The sequence below is a fragment of the Pseudomonas sp. genome (genome assembly GCF_049590575.1).
Taxonomy (GTDB): Bacteria; Pseudomonadota; Gammaproteobacteria; order Pseudomonadales; family Pseudomonadaceae; genus Aquipseudomonas.
The window spans coordinates 44,382-69,091 of sequence record NZ_JBAWDE010000009.1 but is presented as its reverse complement, the minus strand read 5'-3'; the positions used below and the strand labels follow the sequence as shown (position 1 = coordinate 69,091).

Here is a 24,710-nt window from a genome sequence, read left to right as displayed (position 1 = left end):
GGGTCAGCAGGCCGGCTTCGTTGAACTGGCGCGCCACGTGAGCGGCACGCCGCCAGTTTTCGGTGCGCCCGGCACGGTCCTGCGGCAGCCCTTTGTTCAGGTCGTGACGCAGGTTCTGGCCATCCAGTACGAACACTGCACGGCCCATGTCGAACAGCTTGCGCTCAACCGCGTAGGCCAAGGTGCTTTTGCCCGCGCCCGACAGCCCGCTGAACAACACGGTGGCCGGTTGCTGGCCGAAACGCTGGGCGCGCTCTTCGGTGGCTACGTGCGCAAGGCTGCCGTGCTGCGCAGCACCGCCATGGCTGACCGGTGGCGCGATGATCATGCCCGCAGCCACGGTGCCATTGGTCAGGCGGTCGATGACGATGAACGCACCCGTGGTGCGGTTGCTGTCATAGCCGTCCAACGCGATGGCGGCGTCGAGGCTGACCTTGACCCGGCCAATCTCGTTCAGCTGCAGCGAACTTGCCGGGCCTTCGGCCAGGGTGTTCACGTCCACGCGGTGCACGATGCTGGTAATGGAACCCGGCACGTAGCTGGTGGCGCGCTTGATGTCGTATTTCTTGCCCGGCAGCATCGGCTCTTCAGCCATCCACACCAGCATGGCGTCGAAGGCGTCCGTCACTTGCGGCACGTTGTCGGCATGCACCAGCAAGTCGCCACGGGAGATGTCGATCTCGTCTTCCATGGTCAGGGTCACGGCCTGGCCTGGGCCGGCGTGCTCCAGTTCACCTTCGAAGGTGACGATGGATTTGACGCGGCTGCTCTTGCCCGACGGCAGCACCACGACTTCGTCGCCCTTGTGCACGATGCCGCTGGCCAGGGTGCCGGCGAAACCACGGAAGTTCAGGTTCGGCCGGTTGACGTACTGCACCGGGAAACGCAGGTCGGTGTAGTTGCGGTCGTTGGCGATCTCGACGCTTTCGAGAATCTCCATCAGCGACTGGCCGGTGTACCACAGCGAACGCTCGCTCTTGTTCACCACGTTGTCGCCCTTGAGGGCCGACATCGGCACGAATGCCATGGTGCTCGGCTTGAAGGCGATGCCCTCGGCGAACTTCAGGTAATCAGCCTTGATCTGCTCGAAGATGCTCTGGTCAAAGCCGTTGATGTCCATCTTGTTGACGGCCACCACGATGTGTTTGATGCCCAGCAACGAAGCGATAAAGCTGTGGCGACGGGTCTGGGTCTGCACGCCGTAGCGGGCGTCGATCAGGATGATCGCCAGGTCGCAGGTGGACGCGCCGGTGGCCATGTTGCGGGTGTACTGCTCATGGCCGGGGGTGTCGGCGATGATGAATTTGCGCTTGGCGGTGGAGAAGTAGCGGTAGGCCACATCGATGGTGATGCCCTGCTCGCGCTCGGCCTGCAGGCCGTCGACCAGCAAGGCCAGGTCGATGTCATCGCCGGTGGTGCCGGACTTCTTCGAATCGCGGGTGATGGCTTCCAGGTGATCTTCGTAGATCATCTTGGAGTCGTGCAGCAGGCGCCCGATCAGGGTGCTCTTGCCGTCATCGACGTTGCCGCAGGTCAGGAAGCGCAACATTTCCTTGCGCTCGTGCTGGCCCAGGTAGGCGAGGATGTCCTCGCTGATCAAATCAGATACGTGCGACATGACAGCCCCTTAGAAATAGCCTTGACGTTTTTTATCTTCCATCGAGCCTGCGCCATCGTGGTCGATGACACGGCCCTGGCGCTCGGAAGTTCGCGTCAGGAGCATTTCCTGAATGATGTCCGTCAGCGTCTCGGCTTCGGACTCCACCGCGCCCGTCAACGGGTAGCAGCCAAGGGTGCGGAAACGTACTTTCTTTTTGACGATTCGGGCTTTGTCTTCGTCGGACAAGTGCTCGAGGATGCGGTCGTCGTCGATCATGATCAACGTGCCGTTCTTCTCGATCACGTCGCGCTCGGCGGCGAAATACAGCGGCACAATCGGGATGCCTTCCAGGTAGATGTACTGCCAGATGTCCAGCTCGGTCCAGTTGGACAGCGGGAACACACGGATCGATTCACCCTTGTTGACGTTGCCGTTGTAGACGTTCCACAGCTCCGGGCGCTGGTTTTTCGGGTCCCAGCGGTGTTTGCTGTCGCGGAACGAGTACACGCGCTCTTTGGCGCGGGATTTCTCTTCATCGCGACGGGCACCGCCGAACGCTGCGTCGAAACCATGCTTGTCCAGCGCCTGCTTGAGGCCCTCGGTCTTCATGATGTCGGTGTGCTTGGCGCTGCCGTGGGTGAACGGGTTGATGCCCTGCGCCACGCCGTCCGGGTTGACGTGGGTGATCAGGTCCAGGCCCAGCTCCTCGACCATTTTGTCGCGGAACTTGTACATTTCCTGGAATTTCCAGCGTGTGTCGACGTGCATCACCGGGAACGGCAGCTTGCCCGGGAAGAAGGCCTTGCGCGCCAGATGCAGCATCACGGCGGAGTCTTTACCGATCGAGTAGAGCATCACCGGGTTGTCGAACTCGGCGGCGACCTCGCGGATGATGTGGATGCTTTCCGCCTCCAGCTGTTTCAGATGCGTCAGTTTGTCGACCATGGTTACTCACGGAAAAACGATCTTATGGACGGCCAGCGGGCCGTGTTCGAGCGGGGCATGCTAGCACAGCACCTTCTTCTATTCAGGGCGCGGACTAGATCGAAACGGTATATGAATATGCTCCCGAGTTTGGCTCTTGGTGGGAGGGGGCTTGCCCCCGAAGGCGGTGTGTCAGCCACACATGTATCAACTGACAGCCTGCTATCAAGCCCCCTCCCACATTTGAACCCGATTGTTAATCAGATCGGGTTGGGGCAGTCGATGAACAAATGCTCCAGGGCGAAGCGCCGCGCCAGGTAATCGCCCAATGCCTGCACGCCATAGCGCTCAGTCGCGTGGTGGCCGGCGGCGATAAAGCTGATGTCGTTTTCGCGGGCGCTGTGGAAGGTCTGCTCCGACGCTTCACCGCTCAGGTACAGGTCGACGCCCGCGGCAATCGCATCGTCGATATAGCCCTGGCCTCCACCGGTGCACCAGCCGACGCGGCGGATCATCTCGCTGCCTTCGATCAGCAGCGGCTCACGGCCCATGACTTCCTGCACCCGCCGCGCAAAGTCACGCGGCGACAAGGGCTCGGCGAGGGAGCCGACCAGGCCGACGATCTTCGGGTTGCTCGGGTCCAGCGGGCCCTCGACGGTGATGTCCAACTGCCGGGCCAACTGCACGTTATTGCCGACGTCGGGGTGCAGGTCCAGCGGCAGGTGGTAGGCCAGCAGGCTGATGTCGTGCTTGAGCAAGGTTTTCAGGCGGCGCTGCTTCATGCCCGTGATGCAGGGGTTTTCGCCTTTCCAGAAATAACCGTGATGCACCAGGATCAAATCGGCCTGGGCTTCGACGGCGGCATCCAGCAGGGCCTGGCTGGCAGTCACGCCGCTGACGATGCGCATCACCTGCGGCCGGCCCTCGACCTGCAGGCCATTGGGGCAATAATCGGCAATTTTTGCACTGCCCAGGTAGCGGTCAGCTTCCTCGACGAGGGTGGTAAGGGGGACGGCCATAAAAGACTCCTAAATATCCCGTTCCGAGGCGCTCGCAGCCTCGTATAATGCGCGACATTATGGGCGCTCTCCCGCCCCCTGCAACCTGTCAGGACTTACTTGATGCTCAAGGCACTGCGTTTTTTTGGATGGCCATTGCTGGCTGGCGTGCTGATCGCGATGCTGATTATTCAGCGTTATCCCCAGTTGGTCGGCTTACCCAGCTTTGATGTAAACCTGCAACAGGCCCCGCAAACCAGCGCGGTGGTGCAAGGCCCGGTGACCTACGCCGACGCGGTGACCATCGCGGCCCCGGCCGTGGTCAACCTGTACACCACCAAAGTCATCAACAAACCGGCCCATCCATTGTTTGAAGACCCACAGTTCCGTCGCTATTTCGGCGACAACGGGCCCAAGCAGCGCCGCATGGAATCCAGCCTGGGTTCCGGCGTGATCATGAGCCCTGAGGGCTACATCCTCACCAACAACCACGTGACCACCGGCGCCGACCAGATTGTGGTGGCCCTGCGTGACGGCCGCGAAACCCTGGCCCGTGTGGTCGGCAGCGACCCGGAAACCGACCTCGCGGTACTGAAAATCGATTTGAAAAGCCTGCCTTCGATCACCCTCGGCCGCTCCGACGGCCTGCGTGTGGGTGACGTCGCATTGGCCATCGGCAACCCGTTCGGGGTCGGCCAGACAGTGACCATGGGCATCATCAGCGCCACCGGGCGTAACCAATTGGGGCTCAACAGCTACGAAGACTTCATCCAGACCGACGCGGCGATCAACCCGGGTAACTCCGGCGGTGCGCTGGTGGATGCGAATGGCAACCTGACCGGCATCAATACCGCGATTTTTTCCAAGTCCGGCGGCTCACAGGGCATCGGCTTTGCGATCCCGGTAAAGCTCGCGATGGAAGTGATGAAGTCGATCATCGAGCACGGCCAGGTCATTCGCGGCTGGCTGGGGATTGAAGTACAGCCGCTGACCAAGGAACTGGCCGAGTCCTTTGGCCTGACCGGGCGCCCTGGCATCGTGGTCGCCGGGATTTTCCGTGACGGCCCGGCACAAAAGGCCGGCCTGCAACTGGGGGATGTGATCCTGAGCATCGACGGCGCACCCGCCGGCGATGGCCGCAAATCGATGAACCAGGTTGCACGGATCAAGCCGACCGACAAGGTGGCAATCCAGGTGATGCGCAACGGCAAGGAGATCAAGCTGCTGGCGGAAATCGGCCTGCGCCCACCGCCTGCGCCGGTTAAAGAAGAGGAATAACTGTTGATGGAGCCTGCTGGCGGGCTCCTGTAACTTAATATTTCCAAAAGAATCCATTCTCATTGGTCATGTTATATTGTTTCAATATCGTTATTGGAACGCTCTATCATGCCGTCTCGAAGATTCGCCCCCATGGCTGGCCTGGCCTTGGGGCTGTTGCTCGACCCCGCCTACGCCGAAGAAAACACCGTTGAATTGGAGACCATCAGCGTCACCACCGACGCCTATGAATCCGCCACAGGGCCCGTCGAGGGATACCGCGCGACGCGCTCCGCCAGCGCGACCAAAACCGACACCGCCCTGCGCGACATCCCACAGTCCATCAGCGTGATTCCCGCCACGGTGCTCAAGGACCTGGGCAGCACCCAGGTAGAACGCGCCCTGGAGTTCGCCGGTGGCGTGTCCAAACAAAACAACTTTGGCGGCCTCACGCTCTACGAATACAGCGTGCGCGGCTTCACCACCTCAGAGTTTTACCAGGACGGCTTCAGCGCCAACCGCGGCTACCCCAGCACACCGGACGCGGCCAATATCGAACGCATTGAAGTGCTCAAAGGCCCCGCCGCCAGCCTGTACGGGCGTGGCGATCCGGGCGGCACAGTGAATATCGTCACCAAGAAACCGCAGCCGGAAGCGTTCACCACAGTGCAAACCAGCGCGGGCAGCTGGGACCGTTATCGCACGGCCGTGGATGTAAATACGCCGCTGGATGACGAAGGCCGCGTGCTGTCGCGGGTTAATCTGGCAGTAGAGGACAACCACAGCTTTCGCGATCACGTCGGCGCCAAGCGCGTGTTTGTCGCGCCGTCTTTCAGCTGGCAACTGGACCCGGACACCAGCCTATTGGTGGAAAGCGAATTCGTGCGCCACCGCTCCACCTTCGACCGAGGCATCGTCGACGCCCCTGGCGTGTCGCGCTCCACCTTCCTCGGCGAACCCAACGACGGCGACATCCGCAACCACAACAATCGCCTGCAGGCCACGCTGGAACACCATCTCAACGATGCCTGGAAACTGCGCCTGGCCAGCCACTACAAGCAAGGCAGCCTGTGGGGCGATGCGTCGGAAAGCCGCGCGCTGAATGCCGACGGCCACACCGTCAACCGCCGCTACCGCGAACGCTCCACAGGTTGGCATGACAGCATCACCCAGCTGGAACTGCGCGGGCTGTTTGACCTGGGCAGCTGGCAGCATGAACTGCTGGTCGGCACTGAATACGAGGACTACCGCAAAAAAGAACGGGTCACCACCGTGAGCGGCAGCCCCTACGCCATCGACATCTACAACCCGGTCTATGGCCAGCCCAAACCGAATGGCGCGCGCTCCGGCACCGACTTTTTCGAGCAGACCAAAAGCCAGGCGCTGAACCTGCAAGACCAGATCATCTTTACCGACCGCCTGCGCGGCATGCTCGGTGCGCGCTTCGAGCATTTCGACCAGCGCACCGATGATTTCACCCGCAACCACATCAAGAGCCGGCAAACCCATGATGCCCTCACGCAGCGCGCGGGCCTGCTCTACCAACTGACGCCGGAAGTCGGGGTGTTCGCCAACGCCTCAACGTCGTTCAAGCCCAACAGCGGCCTGGACGCCGACGGCAAATCCTTCAAGCCGGAAGAAGGCGTGGGGTATGAAATCGGGATCAAGAGCGAGCTGTTCGACGACCGCCTCAGCGCCACTCTTGCGGCGTTCCATATCGAAAAGGAAAACGTACTCGCGCTGGACCCTGCCACCAACCTCAACCGCGCGATGGGCAAGGCACGCAGCCAGGGCCTGGACCTGCAACTGAGCGGGCAAGTGACCGATGCCGTACGGGTGATCGGCGCCTTTGCCTACATCGACGCCGAAGTGACCAAGGGTGATAAAGCCATTCCGGCAGGCAGCCGGATCCTCGGCGTGGCCAAGCGTAGCGGCAGTCTGTTGGGTGTGTATGAGTTTCAGGACGGCGCGTTGCGCGGTTCAGACCTGGGCGCGGCGTTCACCTATGTGGGTGACCGTTCCGGCGAGGCCGGCAGCAACTTCGAGCTGCCCGCCTACCACACCGTCGACCTGCTCGCGCATTACAAGGCCAGTGATACGGTCACCGTAGGCGTGAACCTCAACAACCTGTTCGATGAAAAGTACTACGAGCGCTCCTACAGCAATTACTGGGTCAACCCCGGTGAGCCACGTAACTTAACCGTCAGCCTGACCCTGAGCTTATAAGGACAATGGCGCTCGTTCACACAGGGTATTGAGCGCCGCCGCCCACTGCGGGTCATCATTCAGGCACGGCACCAGCACCAACTCCTCGCCCCCGGCCGCGCGGAACTGCTCCAGGCCGCGATCGCCGATTTCTTCCAGGGTCTCGATGCAGTCGGCGACAAACGCCGGGCACATCACCAGCAGCTTTTTCACGCCCTGTTGGGCCAGGGCCTCCAGGCGCGCTTCGGTGTAGGGTTCGATCCACTTTGCGCGGCCCAGGCGTGATTGGAAAGCCACAGACCACTTACCCTCCGGCAAACCCAGGCGCTCGGCAAAATCACGGGCGACGCTGAAACATTGCGCGCGATAGCAGGTGGCGAGCACCTCAGCAGAGGCGTTCTTGCAACAGTCAGCATCCTTGAAGCAATGCTGGCCGGTAGGGTCGAGTTTGGTCAGATGACGTTCTGGCAGGCCGTGGAAACTCAGCAGCAGGTGATCGTAATCCTGCTCCACGTACGCGCGCGCGCTCTGCGCCAGGGCGTCGAGGTATTCCGGCTGATCGTAGAACGGCTGCAGGATCGAGAACTGCACATTGAGCTTTTTGTCGCGCACCACACGCCGCGCTTCTTCGATCACCGTGGTCACCGTGCTGTCGGCAAACTGCGGGTACAAAGGCGCCAAGGTGACCTTTTGAATGCCCTGGGCAGCCAGGCGGGTCAGCGTGGTTTCAATCGACGGCTCGCCGTAGCGCATCGCCAATTCAACCGGGCCCTGGGTCCATTGCGCGGTCATCTGCTGTTGCAGGCGGCGGCTGAGCACCACCAGCGGCGAGCCCTCGTCCCACCAGATGGAGGCGTAGGCATGTGCCGACTGCTCAGGGCGCTTGATCAGGATCAGCGACACCAGCAAACGCCGCACCGGCCAGGGCAGGTCGATCACGTAAGGGTCCATCAGGAACTGATTGAGGTAGCTGCGCACATCGGCCACCGAAGTGGACGCCGGTGAACCCAGGTTGACCAGTAACAACGCGTGATCCGTCATGCAACATCCTATCTCTAGAGGCGGCTGGACAAGTCGTCCAAGGCCGCACGCAACTCAGTGAACTGAAAAGTGAAACCCGCCGCCTGCAAGCGCTCGGGAAGGGCTTTCTGCCCGCCCAGCAACAGGCCGGACAACTCGCCCAACCCCACCTTCAATGCAAAGGCCGGCATCGGCATGAACGCCGGGCGGTGCAACACCTGGCCCAGCGTCTTGGCAAACTCGCGGTTGCGCACCGGGTGTGGCGCGCAGGCATTATAAGGACCGCTGGCGTCAGGCTTGTGCAGAAGAAAATCAATCAGGCCGATTTGATCTTTTATATGCACCCACGGCATCCACTGGCGACCATTGCCGATAGGCCCACCCAGCGCAAGTTTGAACGGCAGCAACAGCCGCGACAAAAAGCCGCCCTCCGCCGCCAGCACCAGGCCGGTACGCACCAGCACTACGCGAATGCCCAAGGCTTCGGCGCGCTGGGCGGTTTCTTCCCAGGCAATGCACAACTGGCTAGGGAAATCGTCCTGCACCGGGCCGCTGGCTTCGGTCAGTTCACGCTCGCCACCGTCGCCGTACCACCCCACTGCAGAACCGGAGATCAGCACCGACGGTTTCTGCTCAAGGCCTTGAAGCCACGTCAGCAGAGTTTCAGTGAGGCTGATGCGGCTGCTCCACAACAACGCCTTGCGCTTGTGGGTCCATGGGCGGTCCGCGATCGGCGCACCGGCAAGGTTGATCACTGCGTCCACCGGGCCGATCACCTCCTGCAAACTGCCCACGCCGAGCACGTGGTCGCCGCACAGCTTGGCGACTTGTTCCGGATGACGACTCAAAACCGTCAGGCGATGGCCCTGAGCGAGCCAGTGCCGGCAGAGTTGGCGGCCGATCAAACCTGTACCGCCGGTCAGCAAAATGTGCATGGGATCCTCCTCATGTAACGTTCGCCGCCCATCACTGGTCTATTTTATAAGCAGGGATCATTTGTAATCGGGCGTGGCTTTTGTTGAAGCCTCTGCTTTAACCATAGGTCACGCCGCTGGAACTGGCCGTTAGAACAGGTAAGCCAAAACTTATACCAAAAAACAATATTGTACAGCTATTGGTGTCGGCGTAGTCTGTACCCAACGGTAAAACGAGGCCCTCCATGACTGTTCCCATCGCGATCATCGGCACCGGCATCGCCGGTCTCTCCGCCGCCCGAGCGTTACGAGACGCGGGGCACGTTGTACAACTTTTCGATAAAAGCCGCGGCAGTGGCGGCCGCATGTCCAGCAAGCGCAGCGATGCCGGCGCTTTGGACATGGGCGCGCAATACTTCACCGCCCGCGACCGGCGCTTCGTCAACGAAGTGCAGCGCTGGCAAGGCAACGGTTGGGCCGAGCAGTGGAAACCCCAACTGTATAACTTCAAGTCCGGCCAGCTCACCCCCTCCCCCGATGAACAGATCCGCTGGGTCGGCACGCCGCGCATGAGCGCGATCACCCGCGCCCTGCTCGATGACCTGCCGGTGGAGTTCGGTTGCCGCATCACTGAAGTGTTCCAGGGTAAACAACACTGGAACCTGCTCGACGCCGACGGCGAAAACCACGGCCCGTTCAGCCATGTGATCATCGCCACGCCCGCCCCCCAGGCTACCGCCCTGCTGGCTGCCGCGCCGAAGCTGGCGAGTGCCGCCGCCGGGGTGAAAATGGACCCGACCTGGGCCATCGCCCTGGCCTTCGACAAGCCGCTGGATACCCCGATGGAAGGCTGCTTCGTGCAAGACAGCGCGCTCGACTGGCTGGCACGCAACCGCAGCAAACCTGGCCGCGACACCACCCTCGACACCTGGGTATTGCACGCCACCAGCGCCTGGAGCCGGGCAAACCTGGACCTGCCCAAAGAAGCGGTGATCGAACACCTGCACGGCGCGTTCGCCGAATTGCTGCACAGCGCGATGCCGGCGCCGTCGTTCAGCCTGGCGCACCGCTGGCTCTACGCGCGACCGTCCAGCGCCCATGAGTTCGGCGTGCTGGCCGACGCCGACCTGGGCCTGTACGTGTGTGGCGACTGGTGCCTGTCGGGCCGCGTGGAAGGTGCCTGGCTCAGCGGCCAGGAAGCCGCACGCCGCTTGATCGAACACCTGCAATGAACCGCATCAATCCCGCCAAATTGCTGCTGTCGAAGTGGACAGCAGCCCATCCGCGCAACAAAGAAAAACACTTTCTGGTCACCGAGCTGTTCCGTGACGAAGAAGGCACAGTGCTGGAAATCGAACTGCAAGCGGTGCTGACCCACCGTGCAGAGCGCCTGGCTTGGCAAACCTTGCAAAACGGCGAGGCCTGGCGGATGGGCTGGAAATAGCGCCCCCTGCAAATACTTGTACAAAATATTTGACTTGTACAGCATCAAACCTATGATGAGATTTAGTTGTACAGACTTTTGATTTTGTACAGGAATTTTGCAGAGGTTTGGTCATGTCCAGCACCGGTAAGCCAAAAATCGCCATCAGCGCCTGCCTGCTCGGCGAAAACGTGCGTTTCAACGGCGGACATAAACAATCCCTGCTCTGCAGCCAGACCCTCGCCGACTACTTCGACTTCGTGCCCCTGTGCCCAGAAGTCGCCATCGGCCTGGGTATCCCCCGCGAGCCGATCCGCCTGGTCGGCGACCCCGCCCACCCGCAAGCCGTGGGCACCGTGCGTCGCGAGCTGAATGTCACCCAGCCGCTGGACGACTACGGCCAGCAGATGGCCAGTGAACACACCGACCTGTGCGGCTACATCTTTATGCAGAAGTCGCCGTCCTGCGGCCTGGAGCGGGTCAAGGTCTACCGCGACAACGGCACGCCGGTGGATGGCGGCGGGCGCGGCATCTATGCCCAGGCCTTCTGCGCCCGCCACCCCAACCTGCCGGTGGAAGAAGACGGTCGGCTGAATGACCCGGTGCTGCGGGAAAACTTCCTGACGCGTGTGTTCGTGTACGCCAGTTGGCAACAATTGCTCGCCGAGGGCCTGACCCGGCACCGCCTGCTGGCTTTCCACTCGCGCTACAAATACCTGCTGATGGCCCACAGCCCGGCGCACTACAAAAGCCTCGGCCACCTCCTGGGCAGCATGAGCAAGAGCACTCAGCTCGACGAACTGGCCGCCTGCTATTTCAGCGACTTGATGACCGGCCTGAGAAAATGCGCCACCCGCGGCACTCACACCAATGTGCTGCAACACATCAGCGGTTACCTCAAGCAGGCCATCACCGCCGATGACAAACAGGAAATGCAGACCGTAATCGGCCAATACCACCAGGGCATCGTGCCACTTGTGGTGCCGCTGACCCTGCTCAAACACCATTTTCGCCAACACCCGGACCGCTACATCGCACAGCAGGCCTACCTGCAGCCGCACCCGGAAAATCTCAGCCTGCGAAACGCGATCTAACTTATGAAAGCTGCCCTGCAAGACGAACCCGGCGAAGACATCGCCCAAGCCCTCGAAGACGGCTGGCTGCCGATTCGCGAAGTGGCGCGCCAGACCGGCGTCAACGCCGTGACCCTGCGCGCCTGGGAACGCCGCTACGGTCTGATCGTGCCCCAGCGCACGCCCAAGGGGCATCGGCTGTTCAGCGCCGAGCATGTCCAACGCATCCACACCATCCTGACCTGGCTCAATCGTGGCGTGCCGGTCAGCCAGGTAAAAAGCCTGATCGACTCCGCCCAAGCCCTTCCCGATGCCGTCGAAAACGAATGGCATGCCTTGCGCCAGAACCTGGTGAGCGCCATCAGCGACTTGACCGAGCGCCGGGTCGACGACGCCTTCAACCAGGCCATGGCGCTCTACCCGCCGCGCACCCTGTGCGAGCAATTGCTGCTACCGCTGCTGCAAGAGCTGGAGCAACGTTGGCAAGGCCAGTTCGGCGCACAGATGGAGCGGGTGTTTTTCCTGTCGTGGCTGCGCAGCAAGTTCGGCGCGCGTATTTACCACAACAACCGCCAACTGCACGGCGCGCCATTGCTTCTGGTCAACCAGTCCGACCTGCCCCTGGAGCCGCACCTGTGGCTCAGCGCCTGGCTGGCCAGCAGCGCCGATTGCCCGGTGGAGGTCTTCGACTGGCCGCTGCCCGCCGGCGAGCTGGCCCTGGCGGTGGAACACCTGAAACCAAGGGCGGTGCTGCTGTATTCGAGCAAGGCCCTCCATTTGTCGGCACTCGCAAAACTTCTGGGCGGTGTCGATTGCCCAAAGTTAATTGTCGGACCAACGGTATGCATCCATCAGGCAGAGCTGGCCGTATTAACCCGTGACACCCCGGAATTGTTCGTGGCCGAAGACCCATTGTCGGCCCATCAGATACTGATCCAGCGTGGACTTCTTTAAATGCACTTGATCTGGCTGCGCACCGACCTGCGCCTACACGACAACACCGCCCTGGCCGCCGCCTGCCAGCGAGGCCCGGTTGCGGCCGTGTACCTGATCACACCAGAGCAATGGCTGGCCCACAATGATGCACCGTGCAAAGTCGACTTCTGGCTGCGCAACCTGCAGCACCTGAGCCAGGCCCTGGGCGAACTGAACATCCCGCTGCTGATCCGCCACGCGGCGACCTGGGACCAGGCGCCCGCCGTACTCAGCACATTGTGCGGCGAGCTGTCGGTGGAGTCGGTGCATGTCAACGAGGAATACGGCATCCACGAAAGCCGTCGCGACAAGGCGGTGGCCAAGGCGCTGGAAGCCGAGGGCGTGACCTTCCACAGCTACCTCGACCAGCTGTTTTTCCAACCCGGCAGTGTGCTGACCAAGACCGGCACCTACTTCCAGGTATTCAGCCAGTTCCGCAAGGTCTGCTACACCCGCCTGCACAGCGCCTTGCCGCGCCTGGTTGCAACGCCAGAAGCCCAGCAGCCGATCAAGCTGAAAAGCGATCCGATCCCTGAACACGTCGAAGGCTTCGAACCACCCAGCGACACCCTGCGCGCCCTCTGGCCCGCCGGTGAAGACGAGGCCCGGCGGCGCCTGGATGCTTTCGCCGACCAACAGATCAGCTACTACAAAGACGAACGCGACTTCCCGGCCAAACCCGGCACCAGCCAGCTTTCCGCCTACCTTGCGGCGGGCGTGGTGTCGCCGCGCCAGTGCCTGCATGCCGCGCTGCAAACCAACCGGGGCGAGTTCGAAACTGGCGACATCGGCGCCATCACCTGGATCAACGAGCTGCTGTGGCGTGAGTTCTACAAGCACATCCTGGTGGGCTACCCGCGGGTTTCGCGGCACCGCGCGTTTCGCCCCGAGACCGAGGCGGTGGCCTGGCGCAATGCGCCCAAGGACCTCGCCGCCTGGCAGGAAGCGCGCACCGGTTTGCCGATCATCGACGCAGCGATGCGCCAATTGCTGGAAACCGGCTGGATGCACAACCGCCTGCGCATGGTGGTGGCGATGTTCCTGACCAAGAACCTGCTGATCGACTGGCGTGAGGGCGAGCGCTTCTTCATGCGCCACCTGATCGATGGCGACTTGGCGGCCAACAACGGCGGCTGGCAATGGAGTTCATCCACCGGCACCGACTCTGCGCCGTACTTCCGGATTTTCAGCCCGCTGAGCCAGTCGGAAAAATTCGACGGCGAAGGCGTGTTTATCAAGCACTGGCTGCCGGAACTGGCCGCGCTGAACAAAAAGGAAGTGCACAACCCCGAAGCAGCCGGCGGCCTGTTTGGCGTGGCGGACTACCCGCGCGCCATCGTCGACCTGAAAAAATCCCGCGAGCGCGCGCTGGCCGCCTTCCGCAGCCTGCCTTCACGTCAGGAGGTGGCTGAACATGAGTGACTTCCTGCGCCGCTTCGCCCAGGCCTTTGCCACGCTGGACAAGCACAACCTGCAGCTGCTCGACAGCCTCTACAGCAAAGACATCGCCTTCACCGACCCACTGCACGAAGTGCACGGGCTGCCGGCGCTGCACCAGTACTTCGCCGAGCTGTACGGCAACGTCAGCCAGCTGCGTTTCGACTTTCACGGGTTCGACCAGATCACCGAAGGCGAAGGCTACCTGCGCTGGAAAATGAGTTTTTGCCACCCGCGCCTGGCCAACGGCAAGGTGATCCGGGTGGAAGGCTGCTCGCACCTGTTGTGGCGCGATAACAAGGTGTATCGCCATCGTGATTATTTCGATGCCGGCGCCCTGCTCTATGAACACCTGCCAGTACTTGGCCGCGTCATCAGCTGGCTGAAAAGGAGAATGGGATGAGCCTTACACCGCCTCGCCGTTATTGGTTGACCGGTGCCAGCAGTGGCATCGGCGCGTCGCTGGCCGTGGAGCTGCTCAACAGCGGCGCCCACGTGGCGCTCAGTTCGCGCAGCAAAGGCCCGCTGGAAGCCCTGTCCCAGCGTTTTCCCGGGCAAGTGCTGATCGTCGCCGGCGACCTGACCAACAGCCAGACCGTGCGCGAGATCGGTGAACACATCGGTGCAGTCTGGGGTTCGCTCGACACGGTGATCCTCAACGCCGGCACCTGTGAATATGTCGACGCGCGGCAGTTCGATTCATCGATCGTCGAACACGTGGTGCGCACCAACTTGCTCGCCAGCAGTTATTGCATCGAGGCCGCGCTGCCGCTGTTGCGCGCCGGGCGTACCCCGCACCTGGTGGGCGTAGCGAGCGCCGTGACCTACCTGCCGATGCCGCGTGCCGAAGCCTATGGCGCGTCCAAGGCCGGGCTGCGTTACCTGTTCGAAGCCCTGCGCATCAGCCTGTCGCCGGAAAATATCGACGTCACGGTCATCAGCCCGGGCTTTGTCGAAACGCCGCTGACCGAACGCAATGACTTCCCGATGCCCCTGAGCTGGACGGCCGACAAGGCCGCGCGGCATATCTTCGCCAAGCTGGAAAAACGCCCGCTGGAAATCGCCTTTCCCGCGCTGTTTATCGCCACCCTGTGGCCGCTGTCGAAACTGCCCAACCGCGCGCAACTGATCATCGGCAAGCGCATGCTGCGCAGCCCGCCACCGCAGAAGGACGACCTGTGAAAGTCGCCATCATCGGCAGCGGCATCGCCGGGCTCACCAGCGCCTACCTGCTCAGCCGGCGCCACGACATCGTGCTGTTCGAGGCCGGCGAACGCATCGGCGGGCATACCCACACGGTCAACGTGACCGTCGAGGATAAAAGCTACGCGGTGGACACCGGTTTTATCGTGTTCAACGACTGGACCTACCCCAACTTCATCCGCCTGCTGGGGCACATCGGGGTGACATTCAAACCCACCGAAATGAGTTTTTCGGTGTGCGACCAGGAAACGGGCTTCGAGTACAACGGCAACAACCTCAACAGCCTGTTTGCCCAGCGCCGCAATATCCTGTCGCCGGGGTTCTGGGGCATGTTGCGCGACATCCTGCGTTTCAACCGCGAGGCGCCGCTGGACCTGCAAGAGCAGCGCATCAGCGCCGAGATGACCCTGGGCGACTATCTTGAAGCCAAGGGTTACGGCCCACGGTTTATCCGGCATTACATCGTGCCGATGGGCGCGGCGATCTGGTCGATGTCGCTGGCGGACATGCTCGGTTTCCCCTTGCAATTCTTTGTGCGCTTCTTCAAGAACCATGGCTTGCTGTCGGTGAGCAACCGCCCGCAATGGTGTGTGATCGAGGGCGGCTCCAGCCGATATATCGAACCGCTGACCCGCAGCTTTCGCGAGCAGATCCGCCTCAATTGCCCCGTGCACCTGGTCGAGCGTGACGCCGAGGGTGTGATTGTCCACAGCGCCGCCGGTACCGAAGCGTTCGACAAAGTGGTGTTCGCCTGCCACAGCGACCAGGCACTGGCGATGCTCGGCGACCCCAGCCAGGCCGAACAGGAAATCCTCGGCGCCCTGCCCTACGCCGACAACGACGTAGTGCTGCACACCGACACCGGCCTGCTGCCGGACCGCAAGCTGGCCTGGGCCAGCTGGAATTACCGCCTGAGCGACGACGCGCAGAGCCAGGCCGCCGTGACCTACGACATGAACATCCTGCAAGGCATCGACAGCGCTACTACCTTTTGCGTCAGCCTCAACCAGACGCCGATGATCAACCCGCTCAAGGTGCTCGCCCGCTACACCTACGCCCACCCGCAATACAGCCTTGGCGCCGTGGCCGCGCAAAACCGTTGGGAAGAGTTGAACGGCACGCGGCACACGCATTATTGCGGCGCCTACTGGGCCAATGGCTTCCATGAAGACGGCGTGGTCAGCGCGCTGCGCGTAGCCAAGGCCTTTGGGGAAAGCCTGTGAACAGTGCGCTGTACAGCGGCTGGATTGCCCATCGCCGGTTTGCGCCCAAGGCCCATGCCTTTCGCTACCGCATCGGCCTGCTGTACCTGGACCTGAGCGAACAAGACCAAGTGCTCGGGCTGTCGCCCCTGGCCGGCCACAGCCGGCTGGCGCCCTTCGGTTTTCGCCAGCAGGACTACCTGCGTGAATTGACGCGCCACGGCATGAGTTTGTCCGATGCCGTGCGCCAGGAAGTCGGCAAGGCCTTGGGGCGAACGCCCCAGGGCGTTATCTGCCTGCTGACCCAGGCCCGCAGTTGGGGCCTGGCTTTTAATCCGGTGAGTTTCTTCTACTGTTTCGAGGCCGACGGGCAACTGGCCGCGATCCTCTGTGAAGTGACCAACACCCCATGGCGCGAACGCTACCACTACGTGCTACCGGCCCAAGCCCTTGAAGCGCATGAGCACCAGCACTTCGCGGTGGCCAAGGCGTTTCATGTGTCGCCGTTTTTGCCGCGCGACCTGGAATACCGCATGAGCTTCAGCCCGCCCGCCGACCGGCTCGGCGTGCACATGGCCGACTGGCACGGCGAGCACAAAGTCTTCGACGCCACCCTGAGCCTGCAAAAAGAACCGCTGACCCGCGCCAGCCTGCACCGTTACCTGTGGCGCTTTCCGTGGATGACCGCCAAGACCTGCCTCGCCATTTACTGGCAGGCGCTGCGTCTGCTGCTCAAACGCACACCGATTTTTTCCCATCAGGCCGCCGATGGCGCCTCTCGCACCGCAGTCGGGTATACCAAGGATCGCCGCCATGAAATCCCCTAGCTTATCGGTCAAGACCAACCGCCTGAACGTCAACGGCATGACCAGCGCCCTGTTGCGCAAAGGCGTGCTGCGCCAACTCAGCCAATTGCGCCACGGCCATCTGGTGGTGATCGAGGATGGCGAACGGCAAGTATTCGGCGCACGCGAAGCGCACCTGCTGGGCGAGATCCATATTCTCGATTCGGCGGTGTGGGGCCTGGTGGCGGCCAACGGTTCGATCGGCGCGGGCGAAGCGTTTATCCACGGTTATTGGAGCAGCCCGGACCTGACCGCGGTGGTGCGCGTGATGGTCAGCAACCTGGACGTGCTCGACGCCCTGGAAGGCGGCCTGGCGCGCCTGGCGCGGCCGTTCACCCAAGGTTTGCACTGGCTCAACCGCAATACGCGCAAGGGCTCGCAAAAGAACATCGCCGCCCACTACGACCTCGGCAATGACCTGTTCGAAGAATTCCTCGACCCAACCATGATGTATTCCGCCGCACAGTTTCTGACGGCCGATGACACCCTGGAACAGGCGCAACTGAACAAGCTCGAACGCATCTGCCAGAAGCTGGCCCTCAAGCCGACCGACCACCTGCTGGAAATCGGCACCGGCTGGGGCAGCATGGCGCTGTATGCGGCGCAGCATTACGGCTGCAAGGTCACCACCACGACCCTGTCCAAAGAGCAGTTTGCCTACACCGAAAAGCGCATCGAGGCCCTCGGCCTGCAAGACCAGGTCACCCTGTTGCTGCAGGACTACCGTGACCTCACCGGCGAATACGACAAGCTCGTCTCCATCGAGATGATCGAGGCGGTGGGCCATCGCTTCCTGCCGACCTACTTCAAACAGTGCGCGCACCTGCTCAAGAGTGACGGCCTGATGTTGCTGCAAGCCATCACCATCCGCGAGCAGCGTTTCGAACAGGCAAAGAACAGCGTTGATTTCATCCAGCGCTACATCTTCCCCGGCGGCGCCCTGCCCTGTGTGCAGAACATGCTGCAGATCGTCAGCCGCGACACCGACATGAACCTGCTGCACATGGAGGATTTCGGCCTGCATTACGCGCGAACCCTACGCCTGTGGCACGAGAACTTTCGCCGCGCCCATGGCCGGTTGATGGAATTGGGCTACGACGAATACTTCCTGCGGCTGTGGGAGTTTTACCTGTGCTACTGCGAGGGCGGCTTCATGGAGCGCACCATTGGCACCGCGCAGTTGCTGCTGGCCAAGCCGTCGGCCATCAACCCACCGCTGCTCGGGCGTTTCAGTGCTTAAGACGCTGGCCAATGCCGCGCTGTTCCAGTGCGGCTGGTTTGCCTGTGTGCTGGGGGGAGACAGCCGCTGGTTGCTGGTAGGGTTGGCGGTTCTGGCGGTGCATCTGCGGTGGATGAGTACGTGGTCGAAGGAGGGCCAGGTGATTCTGGCGGTGACCCTGTTGGGAACGGTGGTCGACACCTCGTTACGCACCTTCGGCGTGTTTCACTTCAACGTCCCCGGGCCGCTGATCCCTTTTTGGTTGATCCTGCTGTGGGCACTGCTGGCGACCACCTTGCGTCATTGCCTGGCATGGAGCGCCGAACCCTGGTGGCGCGCCAGCCTATTGGGCGCGGTGGGCGGCCCGCTGTCGTATTACGCCGGCAGCCAGTTGGCGGGGGTCAGTTTCGGCTATGGCACCACGCCCACCCTGATCGGCCTCGCGCTGCTCTGGGCCCTAGTGTTTCCGCTGCTGCATTGGGTCGCCAACCAATTGGGGCACTGACGCCCGTCAGAGCATTTACCGCCCATCACCGGCTTGCCTTACACTGCGCGCCTATGACCACCATCCCCCACACTCAAATCACCGAACCCGCCGTTACCTGCTCGACGTGCGCGGCCTGTTGCTGCCAGCTGGAAGTGATGCTGATCACTGACACCGGCGTACCGGAGCGCTATATCGACACGGACGATTGGGGCGGCGAAGTAATGCTGCGCCTGGACGACGGCTGGTGTGCGGCACTGGATCGGGACACGATGATGTGCACGATCTATGACCGGCGACCGCTGATTTGCAGGGAATTCGAGATGGGCGCACCGGAGTGCCTGACCGAGCGCGAAGGAATTGCGACGGCCTACCGCTGACAGTGAATGTTGCGAAGAGCCAATGTGGGAGGGAGCAAGCCCCCTCCCACAGTTTTTTGCAGTGTTCTGAAGACTTACAACGGCATGGTGTAGTGCAGCGCGTAGCTCTCTACCCCGTCGTTGTTGCTGCTGATCCCGGCGTTGGAATAGTGCGTGGCACGAATGCCCACTTCATGCCCACCGGTAAAACGCAGGCCGAAACCCAAACGGTCTTCGAACTGGAAGGCCTGGCCGATATTGTTGTCTTCCAGCTTGGTGCGCGAGAACACCGCCACGCCAATGCCCGCCTCGATGTAAGGCTTGACCGACTGCCCGGCGAACTCATACACGAATACCGGGGAGAACGACAGGCTGCTCGCGCCCGCACGGTCATCACCTTCCCAGTAGGTGTAGGCGCCGCTCCAGTAGCCGGTCAGGCGGCCGACATCGCTTTGCATCCAACTCTTGTCCCAATCCGACGTCAGCCCTAATCGGTAAGTGAGCGTCGAATCACTGGTGGCCCCCAGGCCAAACTCAAGGCCGGCCGCTTGCGCCGAAAAAGAGTGTCCCACCACAACGGCCGCAATCGCGGCCAAACAGAACAAGCGCTTCATAAGAAACATCCTTTCCGAACGAAGTTATATGATTGTGTACAGGCTATCTCGCTATAGAAGCTTGCGTATAGTCAGAAGTTCAGCCGCTATCCGCGATATTTCACGAATTTTTCACGCGATGAAGCTTCGCACAACTCCAGGATGTTTCCATAGTGTCGGTAGGATATTTCTGAGGTGATACACATCACCGCTGGTCCAGAACTGCGCCGGCTGCGGATTACCACTGGCCAGCAGGTCTCGCTCACCGAGCAAACGCTTCAGTTGACGGGCCACGGCGGCACCGGTGTCGATCAAGATGATGCTGGGGGGCAGCATCTGTGCGAGCAGCGGCTTGAGGAAGGGATAGTGCGTGCAGCCGAGGATGATGGTGTCGCAGCCGGCGCTGAGCAGCGGCTCGATATAACCCTGTAATAACTGGCGCAAGGCCGGGCTGTTCAGGTCACCGGTCTCGATCAGCTCCACCAGGCCGGGGCATGGCTGGGTAACCACCCGTACATCGGTGGCAAAGCGGTCGAGCAGCGCAGCAAATTTTGCGCTTTGCAGCGTGCCGGTGGTGGCGAGCACCCCGACCACACCCCTTTGGGTGGCCGCGGCGGCCGGTTTGACCGCGGGCTCCATGCCCACCAAAGGCCAATCGGGGTAATCCTGGCGCAGGTCCGCAACCGCCGCGACCGTCGCCGTGTTGCAGGCGATCACAAACGCCTTGGCGCCGTGCTCGCGGAAAAACTCGGCCACTCGCCGGGAGCGCTCAAGAATGAACGCAGGAGATTTCTCACCGTAAGGAATATGCCCGCAATCCGCCACGTACAGCAGCGACTCATGGGGCAGCAGTTGCTGGATTTCGTCCAGCACCGACAAGCCGCCGACGCCGGAATCGAACACACCGATCGGTGCGTCCTTAACCATGTTGGCTCCCACATACGCTGCAACCCGGGTCGCGCTTGACCCGCAGCTCACGAAAGCGCGTGGTCAAGGCATCGATCAGCAACAGTCGACCTACCAGCGGCTCGCCGAAACCGGCCAGCAACTTCAGGGCTTCCAGTGCTTGCAGGCTACCGACCAGCCCCACCAGCGGGCCGATCACACCGGCTTCGCTGCAGGTCAGCTCGGTGTCACTGCCATGCCCGTATAAACAGTGGTAGCACGGGCTGTCGGTGCGACGCGGGTCGAAGACCGACAATTGCCCCTCAAGGCGAATCGCCGCGCCGCTGATCAACGGCTTGCCGGCAACCACACAGGCGGCGTTGACCGCTTCGCGGGTGCTGAAGTTATCGCTGCAATCGAGCACTACGTCCACCGCCGCGACCGCCGCTGCCAGGCAATCGGCATCCAGCGCGGTGCGATGGGCAATCAAGGTGATTTCAGGGTTGATCGCGTGCAGGCGGCGCAGCGCCGAGTCGACCTTGGTCTGCCCGACGCTGTCGGTGTCGTGGATGATCTGGCGTTGCAGGTTGGTCAGGTCGACGCTGTCGAAATCCGCCACGTGCAACTCGCCCACGCCTGCTGCCGCCAGGTACAGCGCCACCGGCGCACCCAGGCCACCCAGGCCGATGATCAGCGCGCGGCTGTTTTTCAGGCGCAATTGGCCGTCGATGTCGACATGCGGCAACAAGATCTGTCGGCTATAGCGCAACAGCTCTTGATCGGTCAGCACGGCCGGCGCCCGAGGGTGATGCGCTCGTGGCCGCCGAGGTCGATACGGCTGTGCACGTCCTCAAAACCCTGGTTCAGCAACAGGTCACGCACGGCCGCAGCCTGGTCGTAACCGTGCTCGAGCAGCAGCCAGCCAGCGGCGTTCAGATGGGCCGGAGCTTGCCGGATGATCAGGCGCAAGTCGTCGAGGCCATCATGGCCAGCCACCAATGCGCTGGCCGGTTCGAAGCGCACATCGCCCGCCACCAGATGCGGGTCGTTGGCGGCGATGTACGGCGGGTTGCTGATGATCAGGTCGTAAGTGTGACCTTGTAACGCGCTGAACCAATGGCTGTTGAGCACGGTGGCGTTGTTCAGGTGCAAGCGCTGGCGATTGCGTTCGGCCAGGGCCACGGCTTCGAGCACGCGGTCGACGGCGGTGACGTGCCAGGCCGGACGCTCGCTGGCCAGGGCCAGCGCAATCGCCCCACTGCCGGTGCCCAGGTCGAGGACCTGGGTCGGCGTTGCCGGCAACAACGCCAGCGCCGCTTCCACCAGCAACTCGGTGTCGGGGCGAGGGATCAGCGTGTGCGGCGCGACCTCCAGGTCGAGTTTCCAGAAGCCTTGCTGGCCAAGGATATACGCCACCGGCTCACCGCCACGGCGGCGCTGCAGGTAGCCAGCAAAGGTCAGCGCGTGTTCGCTGCTGACGATTTTTTCCGGCCAGGTGTGCAGGTAGCTGCGTGACTTGCCCAAGGCAGCCGCCAGCAATAGCTCGGCATCCAGGCGCGCAGTGGGCGAGTCCGGCAGGTCGGCGGCGCGCAGCAAGCTGGCAATGATGGTCATTTATTCACCTATCGCTGCCAATTGATCGGCCTGGTATTCGGCGAGCAACGGCTCGATCACCGCGTCCACCCCACCGGCGAGAATTTCGTCCAGGGAGTACAGCGTGAGGTTGACCCGGTGGTCGGTGACCCGGCCCTGGGCAAAGTTGTAGGTACGGATGCGTTCGGAGCGGTCGCCTGAGCCCACCAGCAACTTGCGCTCGCTGGCAATCGCATTGGCGGCGGCGCTGGTTTGCTGGTCATTGAGCTTGGCCGACAACCAGGACATGGCCCGCGCACGGTTCTTGTGCTGGGAACGCTCTTCCTGGCATTCCACCACGATGCCCGACGGCAAGTGAGTGATGCGGATCGCCGAGTCGGTCTTGTTGACGTGCTGGCCGCCAGCGCCCGACGAGCGGTAGGTGTCGACCCGCAGATCCGCCGGGTTGATCTCGATGGCTTCCTGCTCGTCCGGCTCGGGCAACACGGCCACGGTGCATGCCGAGGTATGGATACGGCCTTGGGATTCCGTCGCCGGCACCCGTTGCACGCGGTGCGCGCCGGACTCGAACTTGAGCTTGCCGTAGACGTTATCGCCTTCAACCCGCGCGATGACTTCTTTATAGCCGCCGTGCTCGCCCTCGTTCTCGGACAGGATCTCGACCCGCCAGCCGCGACGCTCGGCGTAACGCGAGTACATGCGGAACAGGTCGCCGGAAAAAATCGCCGCCTCGTCGCCACCGGTGCCGGCGCGGATTTCGAGGAACACGTTGCGCCCATCGTTAGGGTCTTTGGGCAACAGCATGCGCTGCAGGTCGCCTTCCAGCTCGACGAGTTTTTCCTTGGCCTCGCGCACTTCTTCCACGGCCATTTCGCGCATGTCCGGGTCGCTGTCCTTGAGCAGCGCCTGGGCGCCTTCGAGGTCGGCCTGGACTTTGGTCAGGTGCTTGTAGGTCGACACAATCGGCTCGACTTCGGCGTATTCCTTGGAATAGGCGCGGAACTTGGTCTGATCGGAGATGACCTCGCCATCGCCGAGCAAGGCGGTCAGTTCTTCGAAACGGTCCTGGAGCACGTCCAGTTTATTGAGCAGTGACGCTTTCATTGCGGTTTTTTATCCGAAGAGCTATCTGACGCGCCCTCACCGAGGGCAAAGAGTTCCTGAGCCATGGCCAGCGCATCGAGGCGGCCTTCGGCGGTCAATTTCTTAAGTTGTACGCTGGGCGCATGAAGCAGTTTATTGGTCAGGCCACGGGCCAATTGCATCAACACCTCTTCAGCACTGCCGCCATTGGCAAGCAGGCGCTGGGCCTTGAGCAACTCTTCGTCGCGCAGGCGTTCGCCTTGCTGACGATACGCCTTAAGCACGTCCACCGCCGCCAGTTCGCGCAGGCGCACCATGAAATCGTCGGCGCCGACGCTGACCATTTCCTCGGCCGCCTGGGCAGCGCCCTGGCGACTCTTGAGGTTTTCGGCGACCACTTCATGCAAATCGTCGACGCTATACAGGTAAACGTCGTCCAACTCGCCGACTTCTGGTTCGATATCCCGCGGAACGGCGATGTCGACCATAAAGATCGGTTTGTGCTTGCGCAGCTTCAATGCGCTTTCCACCGCACCCTTGCCGAGGATCGGCAACTGGCTGGCGGTGGAGCTGATGACGATATCGCTGCGCACCAGCTCGGCGGGGATATCCGACAGCAGCACCGCGTGGGCGCCGAATTGTTCGGCGAGAATGCTGGCGCGTTCCAGGGTGCGGTTGGCGACCACGATACGCTTCACGCCGAGGTCGTGCAGGTGGCGGGCGACCAGGGTGATGGTCTCGCCGGCGCCGATCAGCAAGGCCTGGCTGCGCTGCAAGTCACTGAAAATCTGTTTGGCCAGGCTGACGGCGGCAAAGGCCACGGACACCGGGTTCTCGCCGATGGCGGTGTCGGTACGGACCTGCTTGGCGGAGTTGAAGGTGGCCTGGAACAGGCGCCCCAGCAGCGGCCCGACGGTGCCGGCCTCGCGGGCCACGGCGTAGGCGGACTTCATCTGGCCCAGAATCTGCGGCTCGCCAAGCACCAGCGAGTCGAGCCCGGCGGCGACGCGCATCATGTGACGAACTGCCGCATCGTCTTCGTGCACATAGGCACTCGCGCGCAGGTCATCCAGATCCAAATGGTGATAATCGGCCAGCCAGCGCAGCACCACATCCGCTGAAAGATGTTCCTGCTCTATATAAAGCTCGCTGCGATTGCAGGTCGAAAGGATCGCAGCTTCGCGACTGTCGGTGAGCCGGCAGAGCTGCTGCAAGGCCTCAACCAACTGCTCCGGAGTAAACGCCACGCGCTCGCGGACGTCTACAGTAGCAGTCTTGTGGTTAATACCGAGTGCAAGGAAGGCCATTCAATATCGCTGATGATGTCGGGAAGCCGACAATTGTCCTACTTCGAAAGATCCAGAACAACCACCGTCGTCTATTGTCCTAATGCCTTGTGTCTATAAAGGCGCCAACTG

General features: G+C 62.1%; 25 protein-coding genes. 14 read left to right on the top strand and 11 right to left on the bottom strand.

The genetic code is table 11. From position 1 onward, the window contains the following. The 3 genes from cysN to WBR57_RS00650 form a co-directional block, all read right to left on the bottom strand. Positions 1 to 1,618: sulfate adenylyltransferase subunit CysN (gene cysN / locus WBR57_RS00660; RefSeq protein WP_424081184.1), on the bottom strand; the 1,618-nt coding region annotated here is incomplete at its 3' end. A 9-nt stretch (positions 1,619 to 1,627) separates the two neighbouring features. Further along, positions 1,628 to 2,545, bottom strand: a complete 918-nt coding sequence (gene cysD, locus WBR57_RS00655; RefSeq protein WP_017137614.1) for a sulfate adenylyltransferase subunit CysD — start codon at positions 2,543 to 2,545, stop codon at positions 1,628 to 1,630. A gap of 239 nt (positions 2,546 to 2,784) precedes the next feature. Beyond that, positions 2,785 to 3,543 carry a Nif3-like dinuclear metal center hexameric protein gene (locus tag WBR57_RS00650; RefSeq protein ID WP_016977054.1) on the bottom strand — a complete coding sequence of 253 codons (759 nt, stop codon included), beginning with the start codon at positions 3,541 to 3,543 and terminating at the stop codon, positions 2,785 to 2,787. 102 nt (positions 3,544 to 3,645) lie between these two features. On the opposite strand from WBR57_RS00650, the gene algW reads away from it, so the two are divergent. Then, the gene (gene algW / locus WBR57_RS00645; RefSeq protein ID WP_424081181.1) at positions 3,646 to 4,800 is read left to right on the top strand and encodes a Do family serine endopeptidase AlgW; all 1,155 of its coding nucleotides are present in this window, start codon (positions 3,646 to 3,648) and stop codon (positions 4,798 to 4,800) included. Between the two features lie 108 nt (positions 4,801 to 4,908). After that, a complete protein-coding gene (locus tag WBR57_RS00640; protein WP_424081179.1) occupies positions 4,909 to 7,005 on the top strand; it encodes a TonB-dependent siderophore receptor in 2,097 nt (698 codons plus the stop codon). Here WBR57_RS00640 and hemH read toward each other — a convergent pair. Then, positions 7,000 to 8,025: a ferrochelatase gene (gene hemH, locus WBR57_RS00635; protein WP_424081177.1), complete on the bottom strand. Its 1,026-nt coding sequence runs from the start codon at positions 8,023 to 8,025 to the stop codon at positions 7,000 to 7,002. The two genes, WBR57_RS00640 and hemH, sit on opposite strands and share 6 nt — an antisense overlap. Positions 8,026 to 8,039: 14 nt before the next feature. Beyond that, a complete protein-coding gene (locus tag WBR57_RS00630; RefSeq protein ID WP_424081175.1) occupies positions 8,040 to 8,939 on the bottom strand; it encodes a TIGR01777 family oxidoreductase in 900 nt (299 codons plus the stop codon). Between the two features lie 224 nt (positions 8,940 to 9,163). Here WBR57_RS00630 and WBR57_RS00625 point away from each other — a divergent pair, with 224 nt between their 5' ends. From WBR57_RS00625 to WBR57_RS00570, 12 genes are all read left to right on the top strand, one after another. Further along, positions 9,164 to 10,150: an NAD(P)/FAD-dependent oxidoreductase gene (locus WBR57_RS00625; protein ID WP_424081173.1), complete on the top strand. Its 987-nt coding sequence runs from the start codon at positions 9,164 to 9,166 to the stop codon at positions 10,148 to 10,150. Next, the gene (locus WBR57_RS00620; RefSeq protein ID WP_424081171.1) at positions 10,147 to 10,362 is read left to right on the top strand and encodes a TIGR02450 family Trp-rich protein; all 216 of its coding nucleotides are present in this window, start codon (positions 10,147 to 10,149) and stop codon (positions 10,360 to 10,362) included. Before WBR57_RS00625 ends, WBR57_RS00620 begins: the two co-directional genes overlap by 4 nt. A 113-nt stretch (positions 10,363 to 10,475) precedes the next feature. Beyond that, complete coding sequence (locus tag WBR57_RS00615; RefSeq protein WP_424081169.1) at positions 10,476 to 11,435, top strand: YbgA family protein; 960 nt, start codon at positions 10,476 to 10,478, stop codon at positions 11,433 to 11,435. Positions 11,436 to 11,438: 3 nt separating this feature from the next. Further along, positions 11,439 to 12,368 (top strand): MerR family transcriptional regulator, encoded by a 930-nt coding sequence (locus tag WBR57_RS00610; RefSeq protein WP_424081166.1) that lies wholly within the window; start codon positions 11,439 to 11,441, stop codon positions 12,366 to 12,368. Further along, positions 12,369 to 13,811 carry a deoxyribodipyrimidine photo-lyase gene (phrB, locus tag WBR57_RS00605; protein WP_424081164.1) on the top strand — a complete coding sequence of 481 codons (1,443 nt, stop codon included), beginning with the start codon at positions 12,369 to 12,371 and terminating at the stop codon, positions 13,809 to 13,811. Then, positions 13,804 to 14,229, top strand: coding sequence for a nuclear transport factor 2 family protein (locus WBR57_RS00600; RefSeq protein WP_424081162.1), 426 nt, complete (start codon positions 13,804 to 13,806; stop codon positions 14,227 to 14,229). The genes phrB and WBR57_RS00600 overlap by 8 nt, the downstream gene beginning before the upstream one ends. Further along, the gene (locus WBR57_RS00595) at positions 14,226 to 15,008 is read left to right on the top strand and encodes an SDR family NAD(P)-dependent oxidoreductase (RefSeq protein ID WP_424081160.1); all 783 of its coding nucleotides are present in this window, start codon (positions 14,226 to 14,228) and stop codon (positions 15,006 to 15,008) included. Before WBR57_RS00600 ends, WBR57_RS00595 begins: the two co-directional genes overlap by 4 nt. Next, positions 15,005 to 16,252, top strand: a complete 1,248-nt coding sequence (locus WBR57_RS00590; RefSeq protein WP_424081158.1) for an NAD(P)/FAD-dependent oxidoreductase — start codon at positions 15,005 to 15,007, stop codon at positions 16,250 to 16,252. Before WBR57_RS00595 ends, WBR57_RS00590 begins: the two co-directional genes overlap by 4 nt. After that, entirely contained in the window at positions 16,249 to 17,058 is an 810-nt protein-coding gene (locus WBR57_RS00585; protein ID WP_424081156.1) for a DUF1365 domain-containing protein, read from the top strand. The genes WBR57_RS00590 and WBR57_RS00585 overlap by 4 nt, the downstream gene beginning before the upstream one ends. Next, a complete protein-coding gene (locus WBR57_RS00580) occupies positions 17,045 to 18,316 on the top strand; it encodes a class I SAM-dependent methyltransferase (RefSeq protein ID WP_424081154.1) in 1,272 nt (423 codons plus the stop codon). The genes WBR57_RS00585 and WBR57_RS00580 overlap by 14 nt, the downstream gene beginning before the upstream one ends. Beyond that, positions 18,309 to 18,800, top strand: coding sequence for a DUF2878 domain-containing protein (locus WBR57_RS00575; RefSeq protein ID WP_424081152.1), 492 nt, complete (start codon positions 18,309 to 18,311; stop codon positions 18,798 to 18,800). The genes WBR57_RS00580 and WBR57_RS00575 overlap by 8 nt, the downstream gene beginning before the upstream one ends. A 53-nt stretch (positions 18,801 to 18,853) precedes the next feature. Then, a complete protein-coding gene (locus WBR57_RS00570) occupies positions 18,854 to 19,159 on the top strand; it encodes a YkgJ family cysteine cluster protein (protein ID WP_424081150.1) in 306 nt (101 codons plus the stop codon). Between the two features lie 74 nt (positions 19,160 to 19,233). Here the strand turns inward: WBR57_RS00570 and WBR57_RS00565 are convergent, their stop codons facing one another. The 6 genes from WBR57_RS00565 to hemA all read right to left on the bottom strand — a co-directional run bounded on the left by WBR57_RS00565 (position 19,234) and on the right by hemA (position 24,599). After that, on the bottom strand, positions 19,234 to 19,752 hold the full coding sequence (locus WBR57_RS00565) for an acyloxyacyl hydrolase (protein WP_424081148.1): 519 nt from the start codon (positions 19,750 to 19,752) through the stop codon (positions 19,234 to 19,236). A gap of 111 nt (positions 19,753 to 19,863) precedes the next feature. Continuing rightward, on the bottom strand, positions 19,864 to 20,658 hold the full coding sequence (murI, locus tag WBR57_RS00560) for a glutamate racemase (RefSeq protein ID WP_424081146.1): 795 nt from the start codon (positions 20,656 to 20,658) through the stop codon (positions 19,864 to 19,866). After that, positions 20,651 to 21,406, bottom strand: coding sequence for a molybdopterin-synthase adenylyltransferase MoeB (locus tag WBR57_RS00555; protein WP_424081144.1), 756 nt, complete (start codon positions 21,404 to 21,406; stop codon positions 20,651 to 20,653). Before WBR57_RS00555 ends, murI begins: the two co-directional genes overlap by 8 nt. After that, a complete protein-coding gene (prmC, locus tag WBR57_RS00550) occupies positions 21,400 to 22,230 on the bottom strand; it encodes a peptide chain release factor N(5)-glutamine methyltransferase (RefSeq protein WP_424081142.1) in 831 nt (276 codons plus the stop codon). The genes WBR57_RS00555 and prmC overlap by 7 nt, the downstream gene beginning before the upstream one ends. After that, entirely contained in the window at positions 22,231 to 23,313 is a 1,083-nt protein-coding gene (gene prfA, locus WBR57_RS00545) for a peptide chain release factor 1 (RefSeq protein WP_424081140.1), read from the bottom strand. Beyond that, positions 23,310 to 24,599 carry a glutamyl-tRNA reductase gene (gene hemA, locus WBR57_RS00540; RefSeq protein WP_424081138.1) on the bottom strand — a complete coding sequence of 430 codons (1,290 nt, stop codon included), beginning with the start codon at positions 24,597 to 24,599 and terminating at the stop codon, positions 23,310 to 23,312. The genes prfA and hemA overlap by 4 nt, the downstream gene beginning before the upstream one ends. Positions 24,600 to 24,710: the final 111 nt, after the last annotated feature.